This window comes from Salisaeta longa DSM 21114 (assembly GCF_000419585.1).
GTDB classification, from domain to species: domain Bacteria; phylum Bacteroidota; class Rhodothermia; order Rhodothermales; family Salinibacteraceae; genus Salisaeta; species Salisaeta longa.
On sequence record NZ_ATTH01000001.1, the window covers coordinates 989,929 to 1,014,320 of the forward strand.

A 24,392-nucleotide genomic window follows, 5' to 3' on the forward strand; every position below is an offset into this window, starting at 1 on the left:
CGGAGATTGCCACGCTCACTCCGTTCGCTCGCAATGACAAGAGGGTTGAAGCGCAAAGACCATACGTGAATGGTTCAGATTGCTGTTCAGACGGGTTTGACCAACTGCACGCTCAACGCACAAAAAAGCAGTGCCCTCCTTGTCATCGCGAGGACTGAGGGGCCTTGGTCATGCCACTGGTGCGGACGCGAAGGACGCGGGGGCCGGAGGTCATGCCCGTGGTGGGGCCGGAGGTCATATCTATGATGCGATCTCCATGCACGGGCAGGAACGCTCCCTTGCAAAGATTGCCGCACGCAAAGTTGCAGGGCATAGACCGCCAGCCCCACAGCGCCTGAGCAATCAGCGCAAATTCATGGCCCCACCGGAGTCTGCGGGAACCGTTGTAACGAAAAAGTATGTCCTATAGTCCCTTCACTCGATACCTGCTACCGCACACACGCACCTGCTATGACGGACCCCCGTTCTTTAACGCCTGACCCCTTCGGCGCCCGCGATACGTTCGACACCGGGTCCGGGAGCGCGTACCTGTACCGGCTCGACGCGCTGAAAGACGAAGGGTACAACATCGACCGCTTTCCGGTCTCCATCCGCATCCTGCTGGAGGCGCTCTTGCGCGAGTGCGACGGCCGCACGGTAACGGAAGAAAACGTGCGCGACCTCGCCACCTACGATCCCAGCGCGCCCGCCGCGTCGGAGATTCCGTACATGCCCTCGCGCGTGCTGCTGCAAGACTTCACCGGCGTGCCGGCTGTGGTCGACCTTGCGGCGCTGCGCTCGGCCATGGAGCGCCTCGGCGGCGATCCGCAACAGATCAATCCGCAGGTGCCTGTGCACCTCATCATCGACCACTCGGTGCAGGTGGATCACTACGGCACGGTGGAAGCCATTAAGCTGAACTCCGAGCTCGAATTTAAGCGCAACAAGGAGCGCTACGAGTTTTTGCGTTGGGGCAGCGAGGCGTTTGAGAACTTCTCGGTGGTGCCCCCGGCCAGCGGCATCTGCCACCAGGTGAACCTGGAGTACGTGGCCCGCGGCGTGTGGACGCGCCCCACGGACACGGGCATCGACCTAGCCTACCCCGACACCCTGGTGGGCACCGATAGCCACACGACCATGATTAACGGCCTGGGCGTTGTGGGCTGGGGCGTGGGCGGCATTGAAGCCGAGGCTGCGATGCTCGGCCAGCCCATCTACATGCTCATGCCCGAAGTGGTGGGCGTGCGCCTCACCGGTGCGCTGGCCGAGGGCGCTACCGCCACCGACCTCGTCCTGAAGGCGACGCAGATGCTGCGCTCGTACGGCGTCGTCGGCCGCTTCGTGGAATTCTTTGGGCCGGGCTTGCACACGCTCACCGTGCCCGACCGCGCCACCATCGCCAACATGTCGCCCGAATACGGCGCCACGATGGGCTTCTTCCCCATCGACGACGAAACGCTCGACTACATGCGCCGCACGAACCGCTCCGAGGAGCAGGTGCAGCTGGTAGAGCGGTACACCAAGGAGCAGGGCCTCTTCCACACGCCCGACACGCCCGAGCCCGACTGCCTCGACGTGCTGGAGCTCGACCTGAGCAGCATTGAGCCGAGCGTGGCCGGGCCGAAGCGCCCCCAAGACCGCATCGCGGTGCCCGCGCTGCCCGATGAGTTTGAGGAAAGCCTCACGCGCGAAGCCGGACCGAAGGGCTTTGGCCGCGATGCCGAAGCGAACGACGCGACCGGCCGCTACGACGACGGCGCCCACGCGTACGACCTCACGAACGGCGACGTGGTCATCGCCGCCATCACGAGCTGCACCAACACCTCCAACCCCAGCGTGATGCTGGGCGCTGGTCTCCTGGCCAAAAAGGCCGTAGAGGCGGGCCTCACCGTGAAGCCGCACGTGAAGACGAGCCTCGCGCCGGGCTCGAAGGTCGTCACCGACTACCTGCAGGAAGGCCAGCTGCTGCCGTATCTTGAGGAGCTGGGCTTCAACACCGTGGGCTACGGCTGCACCACCTGCATCGGCAACAGCGGACCGCTGCCCGAGCCGGTGGAACAGGCCATCAAGGACGGCGACCTGATTGTGAGCGGCGTGCTCTCGGGCAACCGCAACTTCGAGGGCCGCATCCACTCGCTCGTGCAAGCCAACTACCTCGCGTCGCCGCCGCTCGTGGTGGCCTACGCCCTCGCCGGCACGGTCGACATCGACCTGACATCCGAGCCGATCGGCGAAAACGCGGACGGCGAAGCCATCTACCTCGAAGACATCTGGCCCTCGGCCGACGAAATCAAGGCCATGATCGAGGACGTCGTGAAGCCGGAATTCTTCCGGGACGAGTACGACGGCATCGAGACGTCGAACGAAACCTGGAACAACATCGAGATTCCGGAAGGCGCGGTGTACGACTGGGACGACGACTCGACCTACATCCAGGAGCCGCCGTTCTTTGTCGGCCTCTCGCCCGAGACGCCCGAGATTACGCCCATCGAGCAGGCCCGCGTCCTCGTGAAGGCGGGCGACTCTACCACCACCGACCACATCTCGCCCGCGGGGTCGATTCCGGAAGACTACCCGGCCGGCAAGTACCTGAAGGAGCACGGCGTTAAGCCCTACGCGTTCAACTCGTACGGCGCCCGCCGCGGCAACCACGAGGTGATGATGCGCGGCACGTTTGCCAACATCCGCATCAAGAACGAACTGGTGCGCGACGAGGACGGCAACGTGGTGGAAGGCGGCTACACGCGCAACTTCCTCAACGACGGCGAAGTCACGTCCGTCTACGACGCGGCCATGGACTACATCGACCACGACATCCCGCTGGTTGTACTAGGCGGCGAGGATTACGGGATGGGCTCCAGCCGCGACTGGGCCGCTAAGGGCACGATTCTGCTAGGCGTGCAGGCGACCATCGTGAAGAGCTACGAGCGCATCCACCGCTCCAACCTCATCGGCATGGGCGTGCTGCCGCTCCAGTTTAAGGACGGCGAAGGCCCCGACGAGCTGGGCCTCGATGGCACCGAGTCGTTTGACATCCCCATCGACGACGACTTGCAGGCCGGGCAGGAGGTTGAGGTGACGGCCACCAAAACGGACGGCTCGACCGTCACGTTTACGGCCATCAACCGCTGCGACACCGACGTGGAGGTTGAGTACCTGCGCCACGGCGGCATCCTGCACTACGTCCTGCGCGACTTCCTGAACAACGCGCCGGTGGCCGCCTAACCGGGCCAACGACGCGTAGTCACGCCATGACGCCTCACGGAGCCGCGCGCTTCGTGGGGCGTTTTGTGTTGATGGCCCCATGGCCCCACCCGCCACATGCTGCATGCCGGGACGCTACGCGTGCCCCAAAGGCCATTTGCAGCGGTGACAGCCAGGCCTTGCGCGGACACAGCACGTAGTAGCCGATGAGCATGCCGCCCACGCGAAAGGAGGAGCGGGCGGCGCGGATGACACGTCTGAAGCGGGCATTGGGCGGACGGGGGGCAGAAGCAGTGCAGCGGCAACGGATCTGCGAAACGATCCGCTTCCACCTTACGACAGCACTGCGGCCACTCCGGACACCGGGCGTCCACCCACCGGGCGATGCATCAGGAACGCCCGTGCAAGCGATCAAGCGCCCACAGCCACACGCCCAGAAGATACGCTACAGATAGGAGAACCCTACAGCAACGCACCACCGCCACGGCGTGCGCAGACAGCAACGAAGGTCCGTAACGGATCCAAACAGCCGCTGCGAACCGATATGCAATACCTCAAAGGTGCGATTAAAAGCCGTGGAGGATGGATACCTTCACGTTGTGCAAACTGGATTTCAATACCTCAAAGGTGCGATTAAAAGAGGGCATTGAGACGTTGCACTACCATCGCTTGACCAATTTCAATACCTCAAAGGTGCGATTAAAAGGAGTGCGACGCCTTCGCGGTCGTCAAGGACAGCGAATTTCAATACCTCAAAGGTGCGATTAAAAGGGTAACGCTAACAAGGGCTTACAGCGTGTGAGCATGATTTCAATACCTCAAAGGTGCGATTAAAAGCGTGCTTGATCATGCCCGTCTCATACAGCGCAGCCACATTTCAATACCTCAAAGGTGCGATTAAAAGGGTGTGGTGCCAGGAGTGCAGGGCCAGCCTCGTGTAATTTCAATACCTCAAAGGTGCGATTAAAAGCACGTGCAGAAATCGAGGTGAGCGAGGACGTCAACAAATTTCAATACCTCAAAGGTGCGATTAAAAGACCGCCTGAGGCCATTGGGATCAGCCCGCCGATGATATTTCAATACCTCAAAGGTGCGATTAAAAGCCTACCACCAACCTCTAAAAAAGCGGGGAGAGATGCAAGTGCGCGGCGATTTTAGCGAAGGGCGTGGGCCCGTTAAGTCGTCGCCCGTCGGTCGTGCATAAACCCCCGGGGGGACGACGACATGACGCTAACCTCTTGTTTTGAACCAGGGTGGAGTCAATCATCGGGTCGCCGTGCGCACATTATCGGTTGTGATCGTTCAACAACGAGCCCGGGCGACGACATCCGCGCATCGGCAGGGCGTTGCAATCGCCTCGGTTGGGGAAGCATCAACGAGATGCGCTGGCGTTTGCTCCACCGCGCAAGTGCATGCCTTGACGTTCCCGTTAACGGCTTGTATTGTAGTGTAAGCATTTAATGAAGCTTTCCCGTCTAGTTTCGTTTCCACACCGTGCTACACCACTTCTCTAACGACACCCAGCAGGCCCTGTACGAACTCCTGCGCGACGGCGAGGCGCTCACCTACCGCGAAATGGAAGATGCGCTCGACCGCTCAAACCGCCAGGTGCGTCGTACCGTGAAGAAACTGAAGGCCGCGGGCCTTCCGGTCCAAACCCGCAAACGTGGCCGGGCGAACGAATATTATCTGCCGAGCTCGCACCAACAATCTGCCCACTTGACGCTCGACCTTGATGAGCACGAGGTGCTGGCGTTGGTGATTACCGCCGCGGCGGCCCGCTCCAATCACAGCCCCTCGCCGCTCCACGAGCCGCTGGCCGCCGCGTTCGATCAGATCATGCAGTCCTTGCCCACCGGCATCAGCGGGTTCGAGCCGCGCACGCTGATCCATCACATCCACTTTGGACAGGCCCCGCACGTGTCGGTTGACGCAGATGTATTTCTTGCGCTTGTGCGTGCGCTGGGCAACCGCCGCCGCATGGCCATCGACTACCACGCCGCCTACAACGACACCTTTCACGAGGGGCGCGTCATTGAGCCGTACGCGCTGGCCCGGCGCGGCGACGCCTGGTTGTGCGTGGCCCGCGATCCTAACAAGCCGGCCGGCGACGACCTCCGCGACTTCAACCTCAGCCGCATCTCGGATGTGCGCCCCGCCGACCCCGACCGCCCCGGCGGCCAGTACACCATTCCCGACGCCTTCGACCTCGACATATACTTTTTGCCCCGCTTCGAATCCATTGAAGGCGGGGAGGACTACGTCGTCACGCTGCTCTTTGCACCGGAGTGCGTGCCGTACCTCCAATCGAAGCGGTACCAGCGGTCGCAACAGATCCACGACACCGAGCGGCCGGACGGACGGGTGGAGGTATCGTACGAGGTCGCCGGGTTGGACGAGATTGCGACGTTTGTGCGCTCGTGGGGCCCCAAGGTGGAGGTGCTCAAGCCCGCAGCGCTGCGCGACAAGATTCGAGACGAGGCCCGCGCGGTGGCCGCTCAGTACGAAACGGCTTCATCCGCCGCGGCCCCTTCCGCAACGCCGTAGCCCAGCCACCCCGGACGCCCGGTGTCCACCGACACGCGACTGCTTGTGTATGCTGGAGCCGTGCCCAACCGTTTCACGATCCGCTGTTTTCCATGGCTACTGCTTCTGCCGTCGTGTCCGTATCGCTGACGTTTGACGCCTCACAGCACGACCGCCTGACCCAACCGGGGGCTGCCCAGTTGCCGACCCCCGTGTGGAACGGCCGTCCGTTGGTGCTTGCGCGGGCCGCGGGGCCGTACCAACTGATTGGGTGCACGCCCGACATCGAAACGCTAGTGCCCTGGATACTGAGCTTCGGCGCGTCCGTCGGCGTCGACAGCCCGGCGTCGTTGCGTCGGCACATCGCCGCTGAAGCTCGGGCGTTGGCCCTACGCTACGCCGCCGCCTAATTCGCTCACTATCGCTTCTCTATCGATTCTCGCATGCGCCTGAACCTACGCCTGACCGGCAACACCGAACCGGTTCCGTTCAATCACCTGCATCGCCTCACGGGCTTTCTGCACGACCGCATTGGTCCCAACGCGCTGCACGACGCCATCAGCCTGTACAGTTTTGGCTGGCTGCACGACGGGCAGAAGGTCGACGGCTCCGCCGAATATCCGGAGGGGCACCTCACCTTTCCGCAGGGTGCAACCTGGCGCGTGAGCTTCTACGACGACGCCATCGCGAAGCGGCTCATGGAGGGCATCCTGCGCGATCCGGTGGTGTTTGCGGGGATGCGCATCTACGAGGTGAAGGAGCAAGCCGCGCCACACTTTGGCGGGTGCTACCGCTTCAAGACCGACCGGGGCCCCGTGGTGGCGCGCACGGAGCGTCCGGGCGGCGGCCGCGACTACCTGGCGTGGGACAACGCGGATGCCGACGCTGTGCTGACGCGCTTGCTGCGCCACAAGCTGGACATCGCGGGCCTGACGGGCGCGCATCAGGACGTGACCGTGCAGTTCGACCGGACCTACCGCCACGCGCACACCAAGGTGGCCGCCGTGAAGGGCGTGCAGCACAAGGGAAGCATCTGCCCGGTGGTCGTTCGCGGCACGCCCGCGGCGGTGCGGTTTGCCTGGCTCGTGGGCGTCGGGGATTTGACGGGCTCCGGGTTTGGCGCGCTGCGATGACGGCCCTACAGACCGTGCGTCATGGCGTGCCATGACGCAGCACCTACAACCACGATGCATGTTCATGCCCCGCGATTACGATCAATACCACACGCACCACCGGTCACGCCGCCTGGCGGGATGGGATTATACCCGCGCAGCCGCTTATTTCGTGACCCTCTGCACGGACCATCGGGTGTATCTGTTTGGCGAGGTGCAGGACGGGCGGATGGCGCTGAGTGCGTACGGACAAATCGCGGCCGCCGGGTGGTACCGGTCCGAGGGTTTACGCGACGAGGTGCACCTGGACGCCTTTGTGGTCATGCCTAACCACGTGCATGGCATCGTGGTGATTGCCCCACCCGCGGCCGACGCGCCGACCGACCCGCACGGCTACGACCTGTGCGTCACTGCGGATAAGGGGCAAAACGCAGCGTCGCGCAGTGATGCGACATCGGTTTCGAAATCCGACGACGACGTAACGTCGACCGGCCGGTCGACGTTACCGGTGGGGCCTCCGCCAAAGTCGCTAGGGGCGATGATGGCCGGGTACAAGTCGGCCGTCACCCGCCGCATCAACAAGGAGCGCGGCACCCCAGGCACGGCGGTCTGGCAGCGCAATTACCACGACCACATCATCCGCACCGAACGCGCATGACGCCGCATTCGGCGGTACATCGAAACCAATCCGGCGCGGTGGACAGAAGATCTGCATCATTCAGATTAACCATGAGGCAATGCACAAAGATATGATAGACTTCTCGTTCTTTTTAGAGCCGCCCGAGCTTGACGTGGCCGCGGTACTGACTATCGAAGCGCTCACGCCGCTTTCGATGTCGACGGCGCAGCCGGGCACGTACTACCGAAGTCAGCCTGCCCCCAGCGAGGCCATGCTGTACGGCTTGCTCGAAAACGCGCTAGGCTGGCACTTCCCAGAAGACGTGCGGACCGATGTATTAAAGCAATTACGCCAAGCAGCGAAAGACGAACTTGGTCACGGCCATCCCCTCAAAAAGGAACCGTGGATTACAGGCGACGAAGACTCCGAATCTGCCTCCGGCTTCGTAACCCTGCTCCAGTATCATTTGGAATTCGAAACCGCTTTTCTCCCGGAAACGACGCACTTCGATGATCTTTGGGCACGGCATGCGCGAAGTACAGGCACGCAGTTTTCGGGTGGAAGCCGAAATTATAACATTGGGATAGAGCGCGTCATGAACTTGAAAGGCGCTGAAGCTATCAACTTTGGAGATCGTTCAAGTTACAAGATTCGCGACCCCGAAAAGCTGCTCGATGTGGAGGCCGGCGACAAAGTGCATGTAAATGCGCTACGTCCACATTTTCCACAGTTTTACGTAAGCCCCACAAAGCGAGAATATGTAATTCCGGAAGGAGCGTACCGTTACCGGATTCGCACGTCGGCAACACTTGCTGAGATGCTTGGTGCCGCGCTGGAAGCCCCGGCCGCACCGCTCTACCTTGGAAGTAATGACGGTTGGGTGGAAGCGCGGCTGGAGGAAGTGCACCCGTGATAGCCCCCACCCCCACGATGGAAGCTTCGAACGATTCTGTTCTCTTCTTCGACCATCCGTACCCCCGATATGGACTTGCTGCTACACTGGCCCAACAGGGCAAGACAAACAGCTGGCAAGCGGCTCTGGACAATCCCAAACTCCTGATTCGTATGGCGGGCCACGCCGTCGAAGCAGCACTGGGCACGTTCCGTCTACATACGCAAGACGACCTCGACGAAGATCGCATACTGCGCTACCGCTATCTCACGGCCGATGAATTAGAGACGAGCGGCCAGAAGGCAGCGGGTGGGTATTACATTGCCCCCCATGTGGTAATTAATGACCGGAACGCCCGGTATCTTATCAAAGAAGCTCGCGGTTTTCTGCATGAGCTGAATCAAAAGATAGATCCTCATGCATCGACGGATTTAAAGCGTTCATTTGCGCCCTTCACCACGAAGCTGAACGAGGGCACGGCGTCGCTCTCCAACCCGAAATCGACAAAGCTGGAGACCGTGTTTTCGCTGGTTGCGACACTGACGCCTGCCAAACCAGCCGGCCAAGTGGATTTCACGAACCAAGTTATGATTCCGGATCTCGACCTGGAGGGCATGATCCGCTTCGTACAGCTCTTTCGGGACATGCAGGACAGCGAGCTGAAACGACCGCTGACGCTCCAGCGCAAAGAAGGCAGCAAGCGAAAGCGACCACCCCTCTTCGATGGCAACTACCCGGACGCCCCGCGGAGCAGCGCCTTCGGGCCTGTTGGACTCCTGGGCGCGATGGGGCAATGGGCCAAGCGGGCAGATCGACTTTCGGAAGTGGCGCCCATCCTCGACCAAATGGCTGGACGCCCGATCTACCTCGTCAGCTACGACGGTAATCTGATGCGGCAGGAGTTTATCGGGCACCATGCCGCGCGCCTCGCGCAGGAGCACAACCTTCCAAGAGTCATCGACAGCCTCTATCGGGCACGGTTTTACAACGAGGACGACAACAAACCCGACAGCCCCACGAGGAAGAGCTTCTTTCGGATGGCGAGTCGTTTTCTCCAGCTCTACACGCGAGCTGCCTTTCGTGATTTTCTGGCCTTCCGCGTGCAGTACGAAACCGTTTTCTCATCCATCATCACTGACTTTATCATGAGCGAATACACAATTGACCCTGACATTGTCCGCTCTGCTCGGGCCTATGGGGCATACCTCAATACAGTAGCATACTTCGTAGCCAGAGACGAAGTGGAGCAAAATAAGGAGCAGGAAGGCGGCGGCACGGGGCGCACTTTGTACGAAGCAAAGGCTCGTGCGCTTGCCCAACTTGAGGGCACGGCGCTGAGCGCGCGGCGCCCGAGTGCACTTTTTGCTCAACTGAACGTCATGGCTGGACGTCAGGCAAACCAAGATGTGCCGGCCGAGGCCGCCCGGTTCATTGAAGCCGTCAACACCGGCGAAGTCGCATTTGACGAGGCAAAAGACCTCGTGCTGGCCTACATGCGCCTTCGTTCCAACAAGTCGTCGCCCGACGTCACGGAAACCTCTGCCGATGAAATCGACGAGACCGGCTACATGACGGACGACAGCTAATTATCCGGACACACCATCTTTCATCAATCACTGCACGACACCATGCAAAACATCAAAGGTATTTCAGTCGCGCTTCTTTCGCCAATGACGAACCACACGGCCAACGGCGGTGAAAAGCTGCTTGGTAATGCATCCTCGATCAAGCGTCGCCCCGACGGGCGCGTGTATATCTCTGGCCAAATGCAGCGTCACGCACTCTTCAGCGCGATCGAGCGGCTCAACCTGGAGGATGAGGACCGGGGGGACACGTACGTCAGCAACGGAGACGGTACGACGAATCAAATCGAAAAAGACCTGCGGGCGGACATGGGCGGCTTCATGCACCCATCGCAGGGAAGTTACTCAGGACGTAGGACAGCACCGGTGAGCGCGACGTTCGCAGTGGCCACCGAACCGAGCGAGGTGGGCCGCGATCTACTCATACGCATCAAGCAGAACACAAACGAAGAGTCGAAGCAGAAGCAGGCCCTGGCCACGAATGAGTTTAGTCAAGACGACGAGATGCAGATGAGCTTTCATCTCGACGCGACGGCGCTCTCTGTCAGCAAAGCCTTCACCTACGAAGACGAACGGCACATCAAGACCGAGTACGTAAAGCACGTCGACAACTCCGAACGGCAACGACGGGCACGCCTCTTTCTGGAGGCAACACGCTTCCTCACCGATTACGCCAACCAGGCGCGCAACGCCACCACCGGCGAGCCGCAGAAAGCCCTGATCGTGCTCGACACGCGCCTCTCACGCAAAGCGGCTCGGTACTTTGACATGAGTAAGGCCGAGCAAGAGAATCTGAAGGCGGAGCTCAAAGCCCGCGGCGCAACCTACTTCTTCGGCGACGACACGACCACCGACGGCCCTAGTGTTCACGAGGCGTATCAAGCAGCCCTGGATGCTATCGATAGCCTGTTCGATCCGACAGACGGGGCGGACCCGGTACCCTTCGAAGAATTTGCCGAACAGGCCGATGCCTGAGATCCTCGCCAAGACAGACGGGACGACGCTGAAGGCCCATACGCGCCACGTTGTCGATGAGGCGCGCCGCTGGCTGGATGCGTTCCCCTTTCTGGAAAAGAAGTATCAGATCCAGACCGGCGAGGCGTTGCGTCCGCAGGTGCTTCACGCTGCCGAGGTGCACGACAAAGGGAAGATGCATCCGACGTGGCAACGTGCCTGCCGAAAGGATGCGGAGCAAGGAGGAGGCCGGCACTTAATGCAAGCCCACTTGCGCCATGAACTGGCTTCACTCGATTGGGCAAAGAAGCACGGCGTGGAACTGACCCTGCCCGAAAAGACAGCCATTGCGGCGCACCATGGGAAACTGAGCTACCGGCACAAACACCGATGGTTGGAAGACGCCAATGGGCAGTTTGAAGAACTCTGGACGGCGTTTTACCAGACGGCACGTCGCTGGACGTTTCGCCCGCCAGACAATCTCACGGAAGAGGCGCTGAACGAGCGCTTTCGCCTTACAGGGGTTCGCACCCTGTTGCAACTGGCCGACACACGCGCAAGCATCCAGGAGAAGAGCGGATGGGTGCCAGATCCCACTACCGATCTTACGTTTGATTATACGTTCCCGTACGATGCACCGCGTGGCGTGCAGAGGGTCATAGAAGAAGCATGGAACGAGCCTGCCATGATTCTACGGGCTCCCACCGGCAGCGGCAAAACAGATGCAGCCCTCCTGTGGGCCCAGCACCAGATTGACGCGGATCGAGCCGACCGGTGTGTTATCGCTATGCCCACACGGTTTACGTCGAACGCGCTGGCGCTGGATGTAAACAAGAACGTGAGCGAAACCGGCCTTTACCACTCAAGCGCTTGGTATGCGCGCTACAAAAAGGGAAACAACGCGCAGGAAGGCGCGGACGTGGACCCTAACGCAAAGCATCATGCCCGCGAAATGCATCGCATGGCACGCTTGCTGGCAACACCGGTCACCGTCTGTACCATTGACCACCTGTGCATTGCACTCACGGGTACCCGCGAGGATCACCACAGCATCTTCTATCACCTGTGCAATAGCTGCGTGATCATTGACGAAGCCGATTTCTATGATTCCTTTGTACAGGCTAACCTTCAGGTACTGCTACAGGTGCTGCGCCAGTTTGAGGTGCCAGTGCTCATTATGAGTGCGACGGTGCCAGATGCCGCGAAAGAATTCTACTGCATTGATGTGTTGGTTGAGGACACCTCCGACCTTGATCGTACGCGCTGCACCTTCGTCGACGCCGGTGCTGCTGAAACGCCCGGTGATATTTCCGATGTTTTGCGTCCCATCGCCAACATGGAGACACCGACGGCCATCATCTATGCCAACACCGTCAAGCGAGCGCTAGCCTACTACGACTGGTTTTGTGAACAGGACACTCGGCCAATCCTGTATCACTCGCGATTTACCGAGTCCGATAAAAAAGACATCGAGGGCCAGCTCATCGACGCGCTCGGGCAAGAAGCGTGGGCAGAGGACAAAGCAGACGGAATAGCTATCCTCACCCAAATCGGCGAGATGAGCCTCAACATTAGTGCCCCTGTGATGGTGAGCGACCTGTGTCCGTACGACCGGTTGGCCCAACGGGCGGGACGAGCTGGGCGGTTTGAAGGCATGGAGGTCGGCGTCCTGCACGTGGTTACGCCGATGAAAGATGGCGAGTTATACCCAGCACCCTACGGCACGTACGACCGGGACGAAAACACATGGCACCCCGGTCTTCCCCTCCGCGAAACACAAGAGACCCTCCGGTACAAGCCACACGCGGCACAAGACTTTATCGATGCAGTGGACCAGCTCTATAGCACGCCTGATGACTTTGCGCCGATGGATACACGTATTGAGCAGAACAGCGCGCGCCTGCGGAAGCATCTGGCGCAGGACTGGCTCATCGTAAATGCCCGTCACGTAGATGAAGACAGCGGCGCAACCGATGACTGGCAGAGCCGCGACATCCCACCGCAAGTTACCGTCTTGACCCAACGCCCGCACCGCTTCGACAGCTACGCCGACTTTCGGCAGTTTGCGCAGGACTGTGGCGTCTCGGTGCCCCGCTACCAGGTCGCAATCGGCCAAAAGATCGGGCGCGTGCCGCAGGAAAAGCTGCGGTTTCGCGTGGGCGACGAGGAGGAGACGGCCTGGTATGCGCCGGTCTACTCATCCACCGAAGGACTCATCCTCGACCTTAACCGCCAGCGATCCTATCAGGACCGCTGCGTATAATTTTCGGACGCCACGACCCGTCGTTTTATTACGCAAATCGACGCATACCGCCGATTGAGCAGCAGCAATTGTTCATGCGGGGAACCAAAACGCATGTGCTAACAAGAATATAACGCTATTTGCTAGCAATCCGTGCCGCATGCCGCGTATCAAGCTCAGGGTTCATACCGTGGTCGCGCCGAATAACGACACATCGCCGGCTCATGACGCGACGGAGGACGACACGCCGCCGGCCGCGACGCCTCCATCGGCGTCGGCGGATACGCCTCCGGTGCCTTCCTCTGATAGCGACCCATCGGCGGCCGAGGCGCCCATCCTGCAGCCGGCCGAGCATCCGGCCAACACCTTCACCGCGCACGAGGTGAGCACCTACATCGACCAGCCGCCGCACGTCCTCCGCTACTGGGAGTCGCAGTTTGACGTGCTCAACCCGGTGCGCGACCGTAACGGCCATCGCTACTACACGGAAGAGGACGTGGCCGTCATCGAGCACATCGACCACTTGCTCAACGAGCAGAAGTACACCACCGCGGGGGCGCAGCAAGCCCTGGCCGCCGAGCGCGAGCGCGCGGCACGCGAGGCCGAACTGCGCGGCGCGCTCCAGGACATCCGTGGGACGCTGGTCTCCTTGCTGGATGCCATCGTCGACCCGTCGCCTCACGACTAATCCTGTACTGCTGCCATGCGCCGCCCGTCCTCCATCGTGGCCCTCATCGCCTGGATCGTAGGCTGCGAGGCCGCCGGGGCCCTCGCGGGATGGGCAACCCGCCAGTCGGTGACCACCTGGTACCCCACGCTCAACAAGCCCTTCTTTACGCCGCCCGATGCGCTCTTTGCGCCGGTGTGGATCGTGCTCTACGCCCTCATGGGCCTCGCGGCCTACGGCATCTGGTCGCTCGACCGGTCGCCCACGAAGCGGCGCGTCGCCCTCGGCCTCTTTGGCCTGCAACTGGTCTTCAACGTGGGGTGGACGCTCGTCTTCTTCGGCGCCCGCGCCATCCTGAGCGGGCTCATCGTCATCGTCGGCCTCTGGCTGCTCATCGCCGCCACCCTCTACGCGTTTGGACGCCTGCGCCGCTGGACGGCCTGGCTCCTCGTGCCCTATCTGCTGTGGGTCACCTACGCGGTGGCCCTCAACGCGGCCATCGCGTGGCTCAACTGATGCGTCTGCGGCGGCTGTAACGATCGCTGCGCCACGTGCGTAAAACGGGTGTGTAGCCGCCACGCCGGTTGTCCGGTGCGCGCGCAAACATACGCTTTATTCCGTGGCGGCTTTCCAGCGCCGTCATCTCACGCGTTTTCTTCTTCCAACAGCCTCCCACCCATGTTCAAGAAAATGGCCTCCGATGCCCTCGGCATCAGCGACATTGGCACCATCATTCCGCCGGAAGACTACGACAAGACGGCCTCCGACGACTACATCCTGCACGAGGACGGCGAAAAGATCTTCTTCCTCATCAAGTCGAAGCAAGACGAGTACTGCTTCACCAACCGGGCCCTCATCCACGTCGATGGCCAGAGTGCGCAGAGCACGAAACGCACCTTGAAGCGCTACGAGTACTACAAGCACCCCATCTCAAGCGTCACCCTCGAAACCGCCGGCCGCGTGGACCGCGACGTGGAAATCAAGTTCGGCATGGGCAACCAGACCCTGTCGCTGGACATCGAAAAGGACCAACTCTCGCAGCTGAAAGACCTCTACAAGACGCTGATCGAGATGGCCCTCATTGCGGAAGACAACCAGCGGAAACGGCGCGAGGCGGAGGAAAGTCTTGACAAAACCACGCACATCCTCCAAAGCGGCAACCACGAAGGGGTGAACAAGGGCGAGGCGTTCAAGGCCGTCCATACGTACATCCACGAGGCCATGCAAAGCGCCTACACAGACCATACCCGCAAGGACTTTGGCGCGGTCTTTAGCAAGTACATCAAGAACTGACGCCGTTGCCTACAGGCCGCAGCGTCCTTTTCGTGGGACGCGTTGCGCATGCGAACACCCGAATCGGGCCCTGCCTGGTTCGGGTGTTGTTGCATGCGGTGCCCTTACGTTGTAAGCTATGGGCCGTCAACTGGCTCCGCTTCTAGGCCCCCGTCATCCATGGTTCTGCCGGTTTCGCCCCGCCGCTCGCTGCTTTTCGTGGCCCTCTGGCTGCTCGGGCCCTCGCTGCTGTGGGCGCAGCAACCCGTCTCCGACAGCACGCGCGCCGCGCTCGATGCCTTCTGGGAAACCGCCGCCCGCACCGTCCGCACCGGCGATTTTGAAGGCTATGCGGCCCTCTACCACGAGGATGCGGTGCTGGTGAACGGCCTCTCGGGGCGCTCGTATCCGATCGAAAAGGCGCTGCAGCAATGGAAGCCGGGCTTTGCGGCCACCCGCCGCGGTGAGCGGACGGCACGCGTCTCGTTTCGCTTTACCGAACGCCGCCTGGGCGCGTCTACGGCGCACGTTACCGGCATCTTCCGATACGCCGCTGCGCCCGAGGGCACCTCCCCAACGCCCTCCTACATCCACTTCGAGGCGCTGCTGGTTCGCACGCAGGGCGCCTGGCAGTGGCTCATGGAGTATCAGAAGGCGCGGGCAACGGCCGCCGAGTGGGACGCCGCGGCGTCGCCACATTAACGCTTGATAACTTCAACCACGGTTAACAGCAGAACGCCCGGTCTTCGTTATCATGAAGCGTGTTTGTCCTTCTGGTTGCCTCCTTTGTGCCATGCGTACCCTCCGCACCGCCGCCCTTGCGCCCCTTTGGCTGCTTCTAACCTGCACGGCCCTTCTCGCCCAAGATGCCACGTCGCTGCTGCGCTCTGGCCCCATGGTGGGCTACGGCACGCACCGCGAGGTGGCCGTGTGGCTGCAAACCACGCGCCCCGCAGACGTGCAGCTTCGCTACTGGAGCCTCACCGACCCCTCCACCGACAATCCGGCCATTCGCCCCGACCCGGATACGCTGCTGACGCCGGTGCACCACACCACCGCCGCGGGCGACCACATTGCCGAGTTTACGATCGCGCACCTCGAACCCGGCAACACCTACCGCTACGAGGTGATTCTGAACGGCGTGACGATCGACCGGCCCTATCCGCTGCGCTTCCAAACGCAGCAGCTGTGGCAATGGCGCACCGATCCACCGCGCTTTACCGTGGCCGTGGGCTCCTGCGCCTACATCAACGACCCGCCGTACGACCGGCCCGGCGAGCCCTACGGCGGCGACTACCGCATCTTCGAATCCATTGCCGCCCTGAACCCCAACCTGATGGTGTGGCTGGGCGACAACGTGTACTACCGCGAAGTGGATTGGGCCACGCCCACCATGATGAGCTACCGCTACGCCCACACGCGCCAGACGCCCGAGATGCAGGCGCTCCTGGGCAGCACGCACAACTACGCCACGTGGGACGACCACGACTACGGCCCCAACAACTCGAATCGCTCCTACCGGCTGCGCGGCGCGGCGCTCGACATCTTCAAGCGCTACTGGGCCAATCCCAACTACGGGCGGCCCAACGTGCCCGGCGTCTTTGGCAAGTTTCAGTGGAACGACGTGGAGTTCTTCCTGCTGGACGACCGCTACTACCGCTCGCCAAACGATGCGCCCACTACCGACGAGAAAACCATGTGGGGCGAGGCGCAGCTCCAATGGCTGATTGATGCGCTGGCCACGAGCGATGCGCCGTTTAAGATCGTGGTGAACGGCGGACAGCTGCTCAACCCCGCCAACCGCTACGAGGCCCTGTCCAGCTTCCCCGACGACCAATCCGACCTGCTCAGCGCCATTCAGCAGCGAAAGATTGAGGGCGTCGTGTTTCTCTCGGGCGACCGGCACCACACCGAACTGATGCGCTACACCCCGGAAAATTTCTATCCGCTCTACGAGTTTACGAACTCGCCCCTCACGGCTGGCGCAGCCAACGTAAACGAGGACAATCCGCGGCGGATTGAAGGGACGCTCGTGGAACAGCGCAACTTTGGCACGCTCACCTTTAGCGGGCCGCGCACAGACCGCACGCTCACCATTCGTACCTACGACATCGACGGCGCTTTGCTATGGAAGCGGAGCATCAAGGCGCAAGACCTTCAGCTGGACGACGAGTAAACCGGTTTCCTTCGTGGTTGATTTGTAAACGGGGCGAGCGGCCGAGCTGCTGTTCGATCCGCCGGATGAAACGGCCCTGCGCACAGGCTTGGATAAAAACATGAAGTGACCGTTCTATCGCAGAACAATAAAAAAGCCCAGCCTCGGTAGCGCTCCGAGGCTGGGCTTTTGCTGTATCGAAGGGCGGGTCACAGCAGAGGAATGCCCATGTCTTCCAACTCGGCGCGCATCTCGTCAGACCAGATGCTGGCTTGCACCTCGCCGATGTGGGCTTTGCGTAGCATGAACATACACACGCGCGACTGCCCAATGCCGCCGCCAATGGAGGGCGGAATGGACCCATCGAGGATGCCTTTGTGAAACGCCTGATCGCTGTAGTGCTCGCGGCCTACGTGCTTAAGCTGGCGCTTGAGCGCCTCTGGGTCAACCCGGATGCCCATCGAAGAGAGCTCCAGCGCGCGCCCGCGCACGTCGTCCCACACCACAATGTCGCCGTTGAGGCCCGGCCCCTCTGCCGTTGGGGTAGTCCAGTCGTCGTAGTCGGCGGCGCGCAGGTCATGCGGATCGCCTTCGGGCAGCGGCGCGCCAATACCTATAACGAAGATGGAGCCGTGCGCGCGTGCCGCGGCGTCTTCACGCTCCTTCGGCGTCTTATCCGGGTAGCGCTCGGCCAGCGTTTCGGTGTGAATGAAAGTGATCTCTTCCGGCAGACGCGGCGCCAGATCGGGGTAGGCGTGGGCCATTTCTGACTCCGTGTAGCGGAGCACGTCGTAAATCGTGCGCACCGTCTGCCTCAGGAAGTCCAGCGTCCGTTGTTCTGCGGTGATGCGTTGCTCCCAGTCCCACTGATCCACATGTACGCTGTGAATTTCACTGATGCTTTCATCCTTGCGGATAGCATGCATATCGGTGAGAACGCCTTCGCTCACGGGGATATCGTAGCGAGCCAGCTGGGCACGTTTCCATTTGGCAAGGCTGTGCACCATCTCGTACTTGTCGTCAGAGAACGTGGTGTGGAAGCTTACAGGTTCTTGCGTGCCGGCGAGGTCATCCTGCAGGCCGGTGCCTACGCGGAGCGCTTTGGGCGCGCTGATTTTGATGAGCGAGAGACGGTCGGCGAGCGCATCGCCAAATAGGCGTTTAATGCGTGCGGCGGCGCGCTGCGTCTCGACTACGCCGAGGACAGGGGTGTAGGTTGCTGTGGTAATCATGGCGCTTATCGTTGGTTGATAGTGTGAGCGATCACGATCAAGCGCCCGCCCTGCATCAGGCCGCCAGGCAATAAAAAAACCCACCGGCACCTGATGGCCAGCGGGTTCACTCGAATACGGTACGGGAGTATGCGGTGCTATCCGCCGGCTGTCATGGCGTTGTTATTCGCGTTCAAATTCAAATTTGAATTCAGATTCGCATTCACCCATACGTTGGCCTGCGCGCTGCATACCGGGGCGTGCAGGCAGGAGAAACCGACGGATATGTGGGGATGAATGCTCATGACGCTTGACAACATAGGGGGGGTCATGAAAGATGCAAGGAGATGACCCAAAAAGTTTGAGATGGGCTTTTATTTGCTCTGGATCCCGGTATTTACTCTGGATCCCGGATCGGGGTCCGGGATGACTTGTGCGGGATGAGGCCCGGAATGACGTGGATGGGGGAGCGTATGGGCGCGGGTTAGGTCGGCATCTGGCTTATTTACTTTGCCTGTCATCCTGAACGTGATTTAGGATCCAGGACGGGGCATCAAGGCGCAAGACCTTCAGCTGGACGACGAGTACGCCCCTTTCCTTCGCGGTTGATTTGTAAACGGGGCGCTCGCTGCTTATTGTGCAAGCAGCCGCGATCCGTTTCCGTTACGCCTCCCATCTATGACCGTCGACGCTGCGCTCGCTCTGCTGCATGACCTTCCCCGGTACGCCGGCGAGGCCGATGCTGCCTACAAGCCGGGGCTGGAGCGCATGCACGCGCTGCTGGATGCCATGGGAAACCCACACGAGCAGCTGCGCTGCGTGCACGTAGCGGGCACCAACGGCAAGGGCTCGGTAGCCTCGATGATTGCGGCCATTGCCACCGCGCACGGCCACCGCACGGGCCTCCACACGTCGCCGCACCTCGCCCACGTAACCGAGCGCATGCGCGTGGACGGCACCCCGGCGCCGCCCGAATGGCTGGCGCAGGCCTTCGCAGCCCATCAGTCGGCAATTGCTGATATTCAGCCGAGTTTTTTTGAGGCCACCGTGGCGCTTAGCTTCCGCTACTTTGCCGAGGAAGCGGTCGACTGGGCGGTGATCGAGGTGGGGCTGGGCGGCCGCCTGGACGCCACAAACGTGATCACCCCGGCGCTCGCGCTCATCACCACGGTGTCGCTGGAGCACACTGCCATCTTGGGCGACACGCTCGGCGCCATCGCCCGCGAAAAAGCAGGCATCATCAAACCCGGCGTGCCGGTGCTCAGCGGCGTGGCCCCGCCCGAGGCGCGCGCGGCCATCGAGGCGCAGGCCCACGCACAAGACGCCCCGCTGCACCACCTGCACGACGAGGTCGAGTGGGCGGCGCACGCGGGCGACGGCCTAGGCACCACGTTTGACTGCTGGACGCCGCTTCGGCATTACGAGCGCCTTCGCCTGCCGCTCTCGGGTCCGCATCAGCAGATGAACGCGGCGCTCGCGGTACGGGCGGCCGAGCTGCTGTTCGATCCGCCGGACGAAACGGCCCTGCGCACCGGCTTGGATGACGTACGGAAGCTCGCGGGCCTGCGGGGGCGGTTCGATGTGATCTGCTCGGCCCCGCTGGTGGTCATGGACGTGGCCCACAACGCAGCAAGCATTGCCGCCACGCTCTCCACCGTCGCCCCGATCATCGCGGGCCGCGGGCGGCGTCTGCACGTGCTGCTGGGCCTTCTGCGCGACAAAGACGCCGCCTCCATTGCGCGGCTCCTGCGCGCCTTCAACACCACCGTCACGCCCCTCATCCTCTCGTCCGAGCGCGCCTTGTCGGCCGAGGCGCTGCGGACCCGCCTCGACGCCCACAACGTTCCGACCACGCCGCCGGCCACCGTGGCCCGCGGCATCAAGGCCTTTCTACGCAACGCAAGCCCCAACGACGGCCTGCTCGTCACCGGGTCGCACCACGTGGTGAGCGCCGTTCCCGATCTGCTGACCCTGTAGCCCGCCTATGCTGCCCCGCGCTGACGCCCCCAACCTTCCGGACGACGCCCCGCGCATCTTGCTCTTTACCGGAAAGGGCGGTGTCGGGAAAACGACCTGTGCGGCCGCCACGGCCCTCCACGCCGCCCGCGCGGGCTACAAAACGCTCGTGCTGTCCTCCGACCCGGCGCACAGCCTGGCCGATGCCCTCGACTGCGACCTCGGCCCCGAGGCGCGCACCGTAGCGCCCAACCTCTACGCGCAAGAGGTGGACCTGTACTACTCGATGCGCAAGTACTGGGGCTCGATGCGCGAGCTGATGCTTACGGTCTTTCGGTGGCAGGGCGTAGAGCAAGTGGCCGCCGAGGAGCTGGCCGCCCTGCCCGGCATGAACGAAGGCTCGGTGCTGCTGTGGCTGGAGCAGGCCGCCCGCGAGGACGACTACGACCTGATTGTGGTCGACAGCGCGCCCACCGGCGAAACGCTTACGCTACTCACGCTGCCGCAGGTGACGCGGTGGTGGCTCGCCAACGCATTCCCTTTTCAAAAGTGGGCGTTTAAGTCCGTGGGGTTTGGCGTGCGCAAAACAACCGGCATCCCGCTGGACAAAGGCTACGACGAGCTGGAGGCTATCTTCGACAAGCTGGAACGCGTGCGTGCGCTGCTGTCAGACCGCGCCGTCACGTCTATTCGCCTGGTGATGAATCCCGAAAAGATGGTCATTCAGGAGGCCCGGCGGGCCTACACGTACCTTCAGCTGTACGATTATGGCGTCGACAGCGTGATTGTAAACCGCGTGTTGCCAACCGACGACATCCCCGACGGGTCGTTCTTCCACCGCTACGTAACCGCCCAGCGCGACTACCTGGAGGAGATTGAACGCAGCTTTGCGCCGCTGCCGGTGCTGCGCGTGCCGCACCAGGGCGCCGAGGTGTTTGGCATGGAACGCCTTGCACCGCTTGCCGAGGGCCTCTACGACGGCCGCGCCCCCACCGACGTGTTCTTCGATGAGCCGACGTACGTGGTGGAAGAACGCGACGACACCTACGAGGTCCGCATCCGCCTGCCCTTTGCCGATACAGCGACGGTGAGCGCCCAGCAGTTTGGCGACGAGTTGGTGGTGCAGGTGGCCAATCAGCGCAGAAATTATACATTGCCCAATTTCCTTCGTTATTATACGTTAACCCGCAGCTTTTGGCGCGACGGGTGGTTGCACGCGCGCTTCGCGGCTGCGTAACGCCACGATCCTTCCTTTTTCCGACCGCTATGTTCGTTCCTACCGCGCTTCTTAAGCAGCTTTACACCTTCAATAGCCTCGAAAATACCGATCAGGGGGTGCAGTTTTCGATCAAGAACCGGCTGACCGATGCCACGCTAACCGAGCTGCTCCGCGTGAAGATTGCCGGCACGCCGGTTCCGCTCGACGACCTGCAGCTTATCACGGGCGACGGGGACGTCTACGAACCCGGCGACATCTCCAAGAGTCAGCCGCTCGACTTTCCGCTGCGGCGCACCATGACGGTTGTGGCGCGGGGCATTGGGCCGCTGGAGCCCGGCAAGTATGGCGTCGAACTCGCCTTTCGGAGCAAGCCGTTTGGCAAGCTCGACTTTGCCGTTGAGGATGCCATCACCGAAGACGACGATTCGTTGCCGCGCATTCCCCGGAGCAGCGAGGACGACTACAGCGAAGCCATCATCAAGGAGCGCCAACACTTTGCTGAGGACTTTACCGGAAAGGCGCTGGAGCATGTAAAGCACTACTCGTACGATCCGCACAGCACGAAGGGAAACATAGAGAACTTCGTTGGCAGCGCCCAAATTCCACTGGGCTTAGCCGGTCCCCTCACCGTGAACGGCGAGCACGCGCAGGGCGACTTCCTCATTCCGCTGGCCACTTCAGAAGGCACGTTGGTGGCCTCTTACAACCGCGGCATCAAACTGTGCAACCTCAGCGGCGGCATCAAAGCCACGGTGGTGGCCGATTGCATGCAGCGCGCCCCGGTGTTTGTCTTCAACGACGCCCGCGAAACCCGCGACTTCGTGCAGTGGGTACGCGCCCACATGGATACCATCCGCGAGGAGGCCGAGGCCACCTCCAGCGTGGCGAAGCTGCTCTACATCGACGAGTTTCAGTCGAACCGCTTTGCCTACCTTCGCTTCAACTATGAAACCGGCGACGCGGCCGGGCAAAATATGGTGGGCCGGGCCACGTTTGCCGCCTGCGGCTGGATCATCGATGCCTACCCGAAGCCCATCCAGCATTTCTACCTCGAATCAAACTTCGCGACCGACAAGAAAGCCTCGCAGGTCAACGTGATGCGCACCCGCGGCAAGCGCGTAACCGCCGAGGCCGTCATCGACCGCGACGTGCTCATCCAAACCATGCGTGTGGAGCCCGAGAGCCTGCACTACCACTGCAACGTGGCCACCGTAGGCGCTTTTCTGTCGGGCGCTCACAACAACGGCGCCCACTCGCCCAACGCCATCACGGCAATGTTCATTGCCACCGGGCAGGACGTGGCCAACGTATCGGAGTCGTCGGCCGGCGTGCTTTACTCTGAACTCACCGACGACGGCGACCTGTACGTCTCGCTCACCATTCCGTCGCTCATCGTGGCCACGTATGGCGGCGGCACCGGGCTCGCCACGCAACGCGAGTGCCTGGAGCTGATGGGGTGCTACGGCAAGAACAAGGTGAAGAAGTTTGCCGAGATTGTAGCCAGCGTGGCGCTGGCCGGCGAGCTCTCGCTCGGGTCAGCCATCTCGTCGTCGGACTGGGTCTCCAGCCACGAATCGTACGGCCGCAACCGGTAGCGCGTAACCGGCAGCCCGGCGCCCGCTTGCTTCCTAGCGCTGCCGGTAGCGTGCGAGGCGACGCCGCGTCTTGCCTACCGATGTCGGCTCTTCTTCGGGCGGGGTGAGCTCGCCCCGAAGATTCTTTTGCATCAGGGCGGCAACGCGATCGGTGGAGTGGCCCTGCTCGAACAGGTAGTACAGCTTCGCAAGGGCCGCCTCGGTGGTCATGTCGTACCCGCTCACCACGCCGGCGTCCAGCAGGGCCCGCCCGGTGGCGTAGAGCTCCAGGTCGGCCGTGCCGTAGAGCGGCTGGGTGACATCCACAATGACGACGCCGCGGGCCGTGGCCTCGCGCAGCGCCTCCAAAAAATCGGTGTTGGCGTGCGGGGCATTGCCCGAGCCGTAGCACTCCAGCACCACGCCCTGCACCGGCGGGGCCAGTACGTTGGCAAGGTAGCGTGCTTCCAGGCCCGGAAAGAGCCGAAACGCGGCCACGGTGGCATCGCCCAGTGCCGTAACCGCGGGCGCCGTGTCGTCGGGCGATGGCCCCTCGGGCGAGCGCGGGCGCAGGGCTTCGGACGCAATCTCGATATTGATGCCCGCCGTGCCCACCGGCGGCACGTTGGGCGAGTCGAAAGCCGCAAACGCATCGGCATTCACCTTCGTGACGCGGTTGCCGCGGTACAGGCGGTCGTTAAAGTGCAGAAAAACCCCCGCGAGGCGCGCGGCATACTGTTCCAGCAACAGCAACGCCGTGAGCAGATTGCCTTGCGCGTCGTTGCGGGTTTCCGCCAGGGGAATCTGCGACCCGGTGAGTACCACGGGCTTATCGAGCGGATCGAGCATAAACGACAGGGCCGACGACGTAAACGCCATCGTGTCGGTCCCGTGCACCACCAAAAAGCCGTCGTAGGCCGCATAGGCGTCGCGGATGGTTTCCGCGATGCGCAGCCAGTCGCGCGGCGCCATGTTCGCGCTGTCGAGCAGCGGATCGAACGCATGCACCTCAAACGCCGGCATGCCATCGCTCTGAAACGGCGGAAGCGCTTCGATTTGCGCCTGTAAGTAGCCGGGCACCGGGGCATAGCCCTGTGCCGTTTTCTTCATCCCGATGGTGCCGCCGGTGTACACGATGAGAATGCGCGCCATAAGCAGATGCTGTGGTGGACAAGAGCTTTCGCGCCACAAGATAGCGGGCCGCGGTTGGCGATTGCAACGCGCTTG

19 protein-coding genes and 1 CRISPR repeat array are annotated in these 24,392 nt (G+C 62.0%); of the genes, 17 read left to right on the top strand and 2 right to left on the bottom strand.

All coding sequences use genetic code 11. The features are described 5' to 3' along the window. Nucleotides 1–450 precede the first annotated feature (450 nt). From acnA to SALLO_RS0104235, 14 genes are all read left to right on the top strand, one after another. Nucleotides 451–3,204 (top strand): aconitate hydratase AcnA, encoded by a 2,754-nt coding sequence (acnA, locus tag SALLO_RS0104170; protein WP_022835062.1) that lies wholly within the window; start codon nt 451–453, stop codon nt 3,202–3,204. A 522-nt stretch (nt 3,205–3,726) separates the two neighbouring features. After that, nucleotides 3,727–4,286: a CRISPR direct-repeat array (repeat unit 30 nt; unit sequence ATTTCAATACCTCAAAGGTGCGATTAAAAG). Nucleotides 4,287–4,677: 391 nt separating this feature from the next. Beyond that, the gene (locus tag SALLO_RS0104175; protein WP_022835063.1) at nt 4,678–5,730 is read left to right on the top strand and encodes a helix-turn-helix transcriptional regulator; all 1,053 of its coding nucleotides are present in this window, start codon (nt 4,678–4,680) and stop codon (nt 5,728–5,730) included. 92 nt (nt 5,731–5,822) lie between these two features. Continuing rightward, entirely contained in the window at nt 5,823–6,119 is a 297-nt protein-coding gene (locus SALLO_RS0104180) for a WCX domain-containing protein (protein ID WP_022835064.1), read from the top strand. 33 nt (nt 6,120–6,152) lie between these two features. Then, a complete protein-coding gene (locus tag SALLO_RS0104185) occupies nt 6,153–6,842 on the top strand; it encodes a CRISPR-associated endoribonuclease Cas6 (RefSeq protein ID WP_022835065.1) in 690 nt (229 codons plus the stop codon). A gap of 64 nt (nt 6,843–6,906) precedes the next feature. Beyond that, the gene (locus SALLO_RS15145; RefSeq protein WP_157621238.1) at nt 6,907–7,479 is read left to right on the top strand and encodes a transposase; all 573 of its coding nucleotides are present in this window, start codon (nt 6,907–6,909) and stop codon (nt 7,477–7,479) included. Between the two features lie 91 nt (nt 7,480–7,570). Then, nucleotides 7,571–8,353 (top strand): type I-E CRISPR-associated protein Cas5/CasD, encoded by a 783-nt coding sequence (locus SALLO_RS0104195; protein ID WP_157621241.1) that lies wholly within the window; start codon nt 7,571–7,573, stop codon nt 8,351–8,353. A gap of 17 nt (nt 8,354–8,370) precedes the next feature. Next, nucleotides 8,371–9,918, top strand: a complete 1,548-nt coding sequence (locus tag SALLO_RS0104200) for a hypothetical protein (protein WP_028566885.1) — start codon at nt 8,371–8,373, stop codon at nt 9,916–9,918. 42 nt (nt 9,919–9,960) lie between these two features. After that, nucleotides 9,961–10,890, top strand: coding sequence for a type I-PGING CRISPR-associated protein Cas7/Csp1 (gene cas7p / locus SALLO_RS15150; protein WP_022835068.1), 930 nt, complete (start codon nt 9,961–9,963; stop codon nt 10,888–10,890). Next, nucleotides 10,883–13,132 carry a CRISPR-associated helicase Cas3' gene (cas3, locus tag SALLO_RS15155; RefSeq protein WP_051141290.1) on the top strand — a complete coding sequence of 750 codons (2,250 nt, stop codon included), beginning with the start codon at nt 10,883–10,885 and terminating at the stop codon, nt 13,130–13,132. The genes cas7p and cas3 overlap by 8 nt, the downstream gene beginning before the upstream one ends. A gap of 139 nt (nt 13,133–13,271) precedes the next feature. Then, entirely contained in the window at nt 13,272–13,799 is a 528-nt protein-coding gene (locus SALLO_RS0104215; RefSeq protein WP_022835070.1) for a MerR family transcriptional regulator, read from the top strand. 15 nt (nt 13,800–13,814) lie between these two features. Continuing rightward, nucleotides 13,815–14,294, top strand: coding sequence for a TspO/MBR family protein (locus SALLO_RS0104220; protein ID WP_022835071.1), 480 nt, complete (start codon nt 13,815–13,817; stop codon nt 14,292–14,294). Nucleotides 14,295–14,456: 162 nt separating this feature from the next. Then, entirely contained in the window at nt 14,457–15,071 is a 615-nt protein-coding gene (locus SALLO_RS0104225; protein ID WP_022835072.1) for a PH domain-containing protein, read from the top strand. 159 nt (nt 15,072–15,230) lie between these two features. Beyond that, the gene (locus SALLO_RS0104230; protein ID WP_022835073.1) at nt 15,231–15,752 is read left to right on the top strand and encodes a YybH family protein; all 522 of its coding nucleotides are present in this window, start codon (nt 15,231–15,233) and stop codon (nt 15,750–15,752) included. A gap of 91 nt (nt 15,753–15,843) precedes the next feature. Continuing rightward, entirely contained in the window at nt 15,844–17,226 is a 1,383-nt protein-coding gene (locus SALLO_RS0104235; protein ID WP_157621244.1) for an alkaline phosphatase D family protein, read from the top strand. A gap of 188 nt (nt 17,227–17,414) precedes the next feature. On the opposite strand, the gene asnA is transcribed toward SALLO_RS0104235, so the two are convergent. Next, nucleotides 17,415–18,446 carry an aspartate--ammonia ligase gene (asnA, locus tag SALLO_RS0104240; RefSeq protein WP_028566888.1) on the bottom strand — a complete coding sequence of 344 codons (1,032 nt, stop codon included), beginning with the start codon at nt 18,444–18,446 and terminating at the stop codon, nt 17,415–17,417. A 648-nt stretch (nt 18,447–19,094) separates the two neighbouring features. On the opposite strand from asnA, the gene SALLO_RS0104245 reads away from it, so the two are divergent. From SALLO_RS0104245 to SALLO_RS0104255, 3 genes are read left to right on the top strand one after another with little or no spacing between them, the layout of a single operon-like run. Further along, nucleotides 19,095–20,393 carry a bifunctional folylpolyglutamate synthase/dihydrofolate synthase gene (locus SALLO_RS0104245; RefSeq protein ID WP_022835077.1) on the top strand — a complete coding sequence of 433 codons (1,299 nt, stop codon included), beginning with the start codon at nt 19,095–19,097 and terminating at the stop codon, nt 20,391–20,393. Nucleotides 20,394–20,400: 7 nt separating this feature from the next. Continuing rightward, nucleotides 20,401–21,609 carry an ArsA family ATPase gene (locus tag SALLO_RS0104250; RefSeq protein WP_022835078.1) on the top strand — a complete coding sequence of 403 codons (1,209 nt, stop codon included), beginning with the start codon at nt 20,401–20,403 and terminating at the stop codon, nt 21,607–21,609. Nucleotides 21,610–21,638: 29 nt separating this feature from the next. Continuing rightward, nucleotides 21,639–23,186, top strand: coding sequence for a hydroxymethylglutaryl-CoA reductase (locus SALLO_RS0104255; RefSeq protein ID WP_022835079.1), 1,548 nt, complete (start codon nt 21,639–21,641; stop codon nt 23,184–23,186). A 33-nt stretch (nt 23,187–23,219) separates the two neighbouring features. Here SALLO_RS0104255 and ansA read toward each other — a convergent pair whose 3' ends face one another. Further along, nucleotides 23,220–24,317, bottom strand: coding sequence for an asparaginase (gene ansA, locus SALLO_RS0104260; RefSeq protein WP_022835080.1), 1,098 nt, complete (start codon nt 24,315–24,317; stop codon nt 23,220–23,222). Nucleotides 24,318–24,392: the final 75 nt, after the last annotated feature.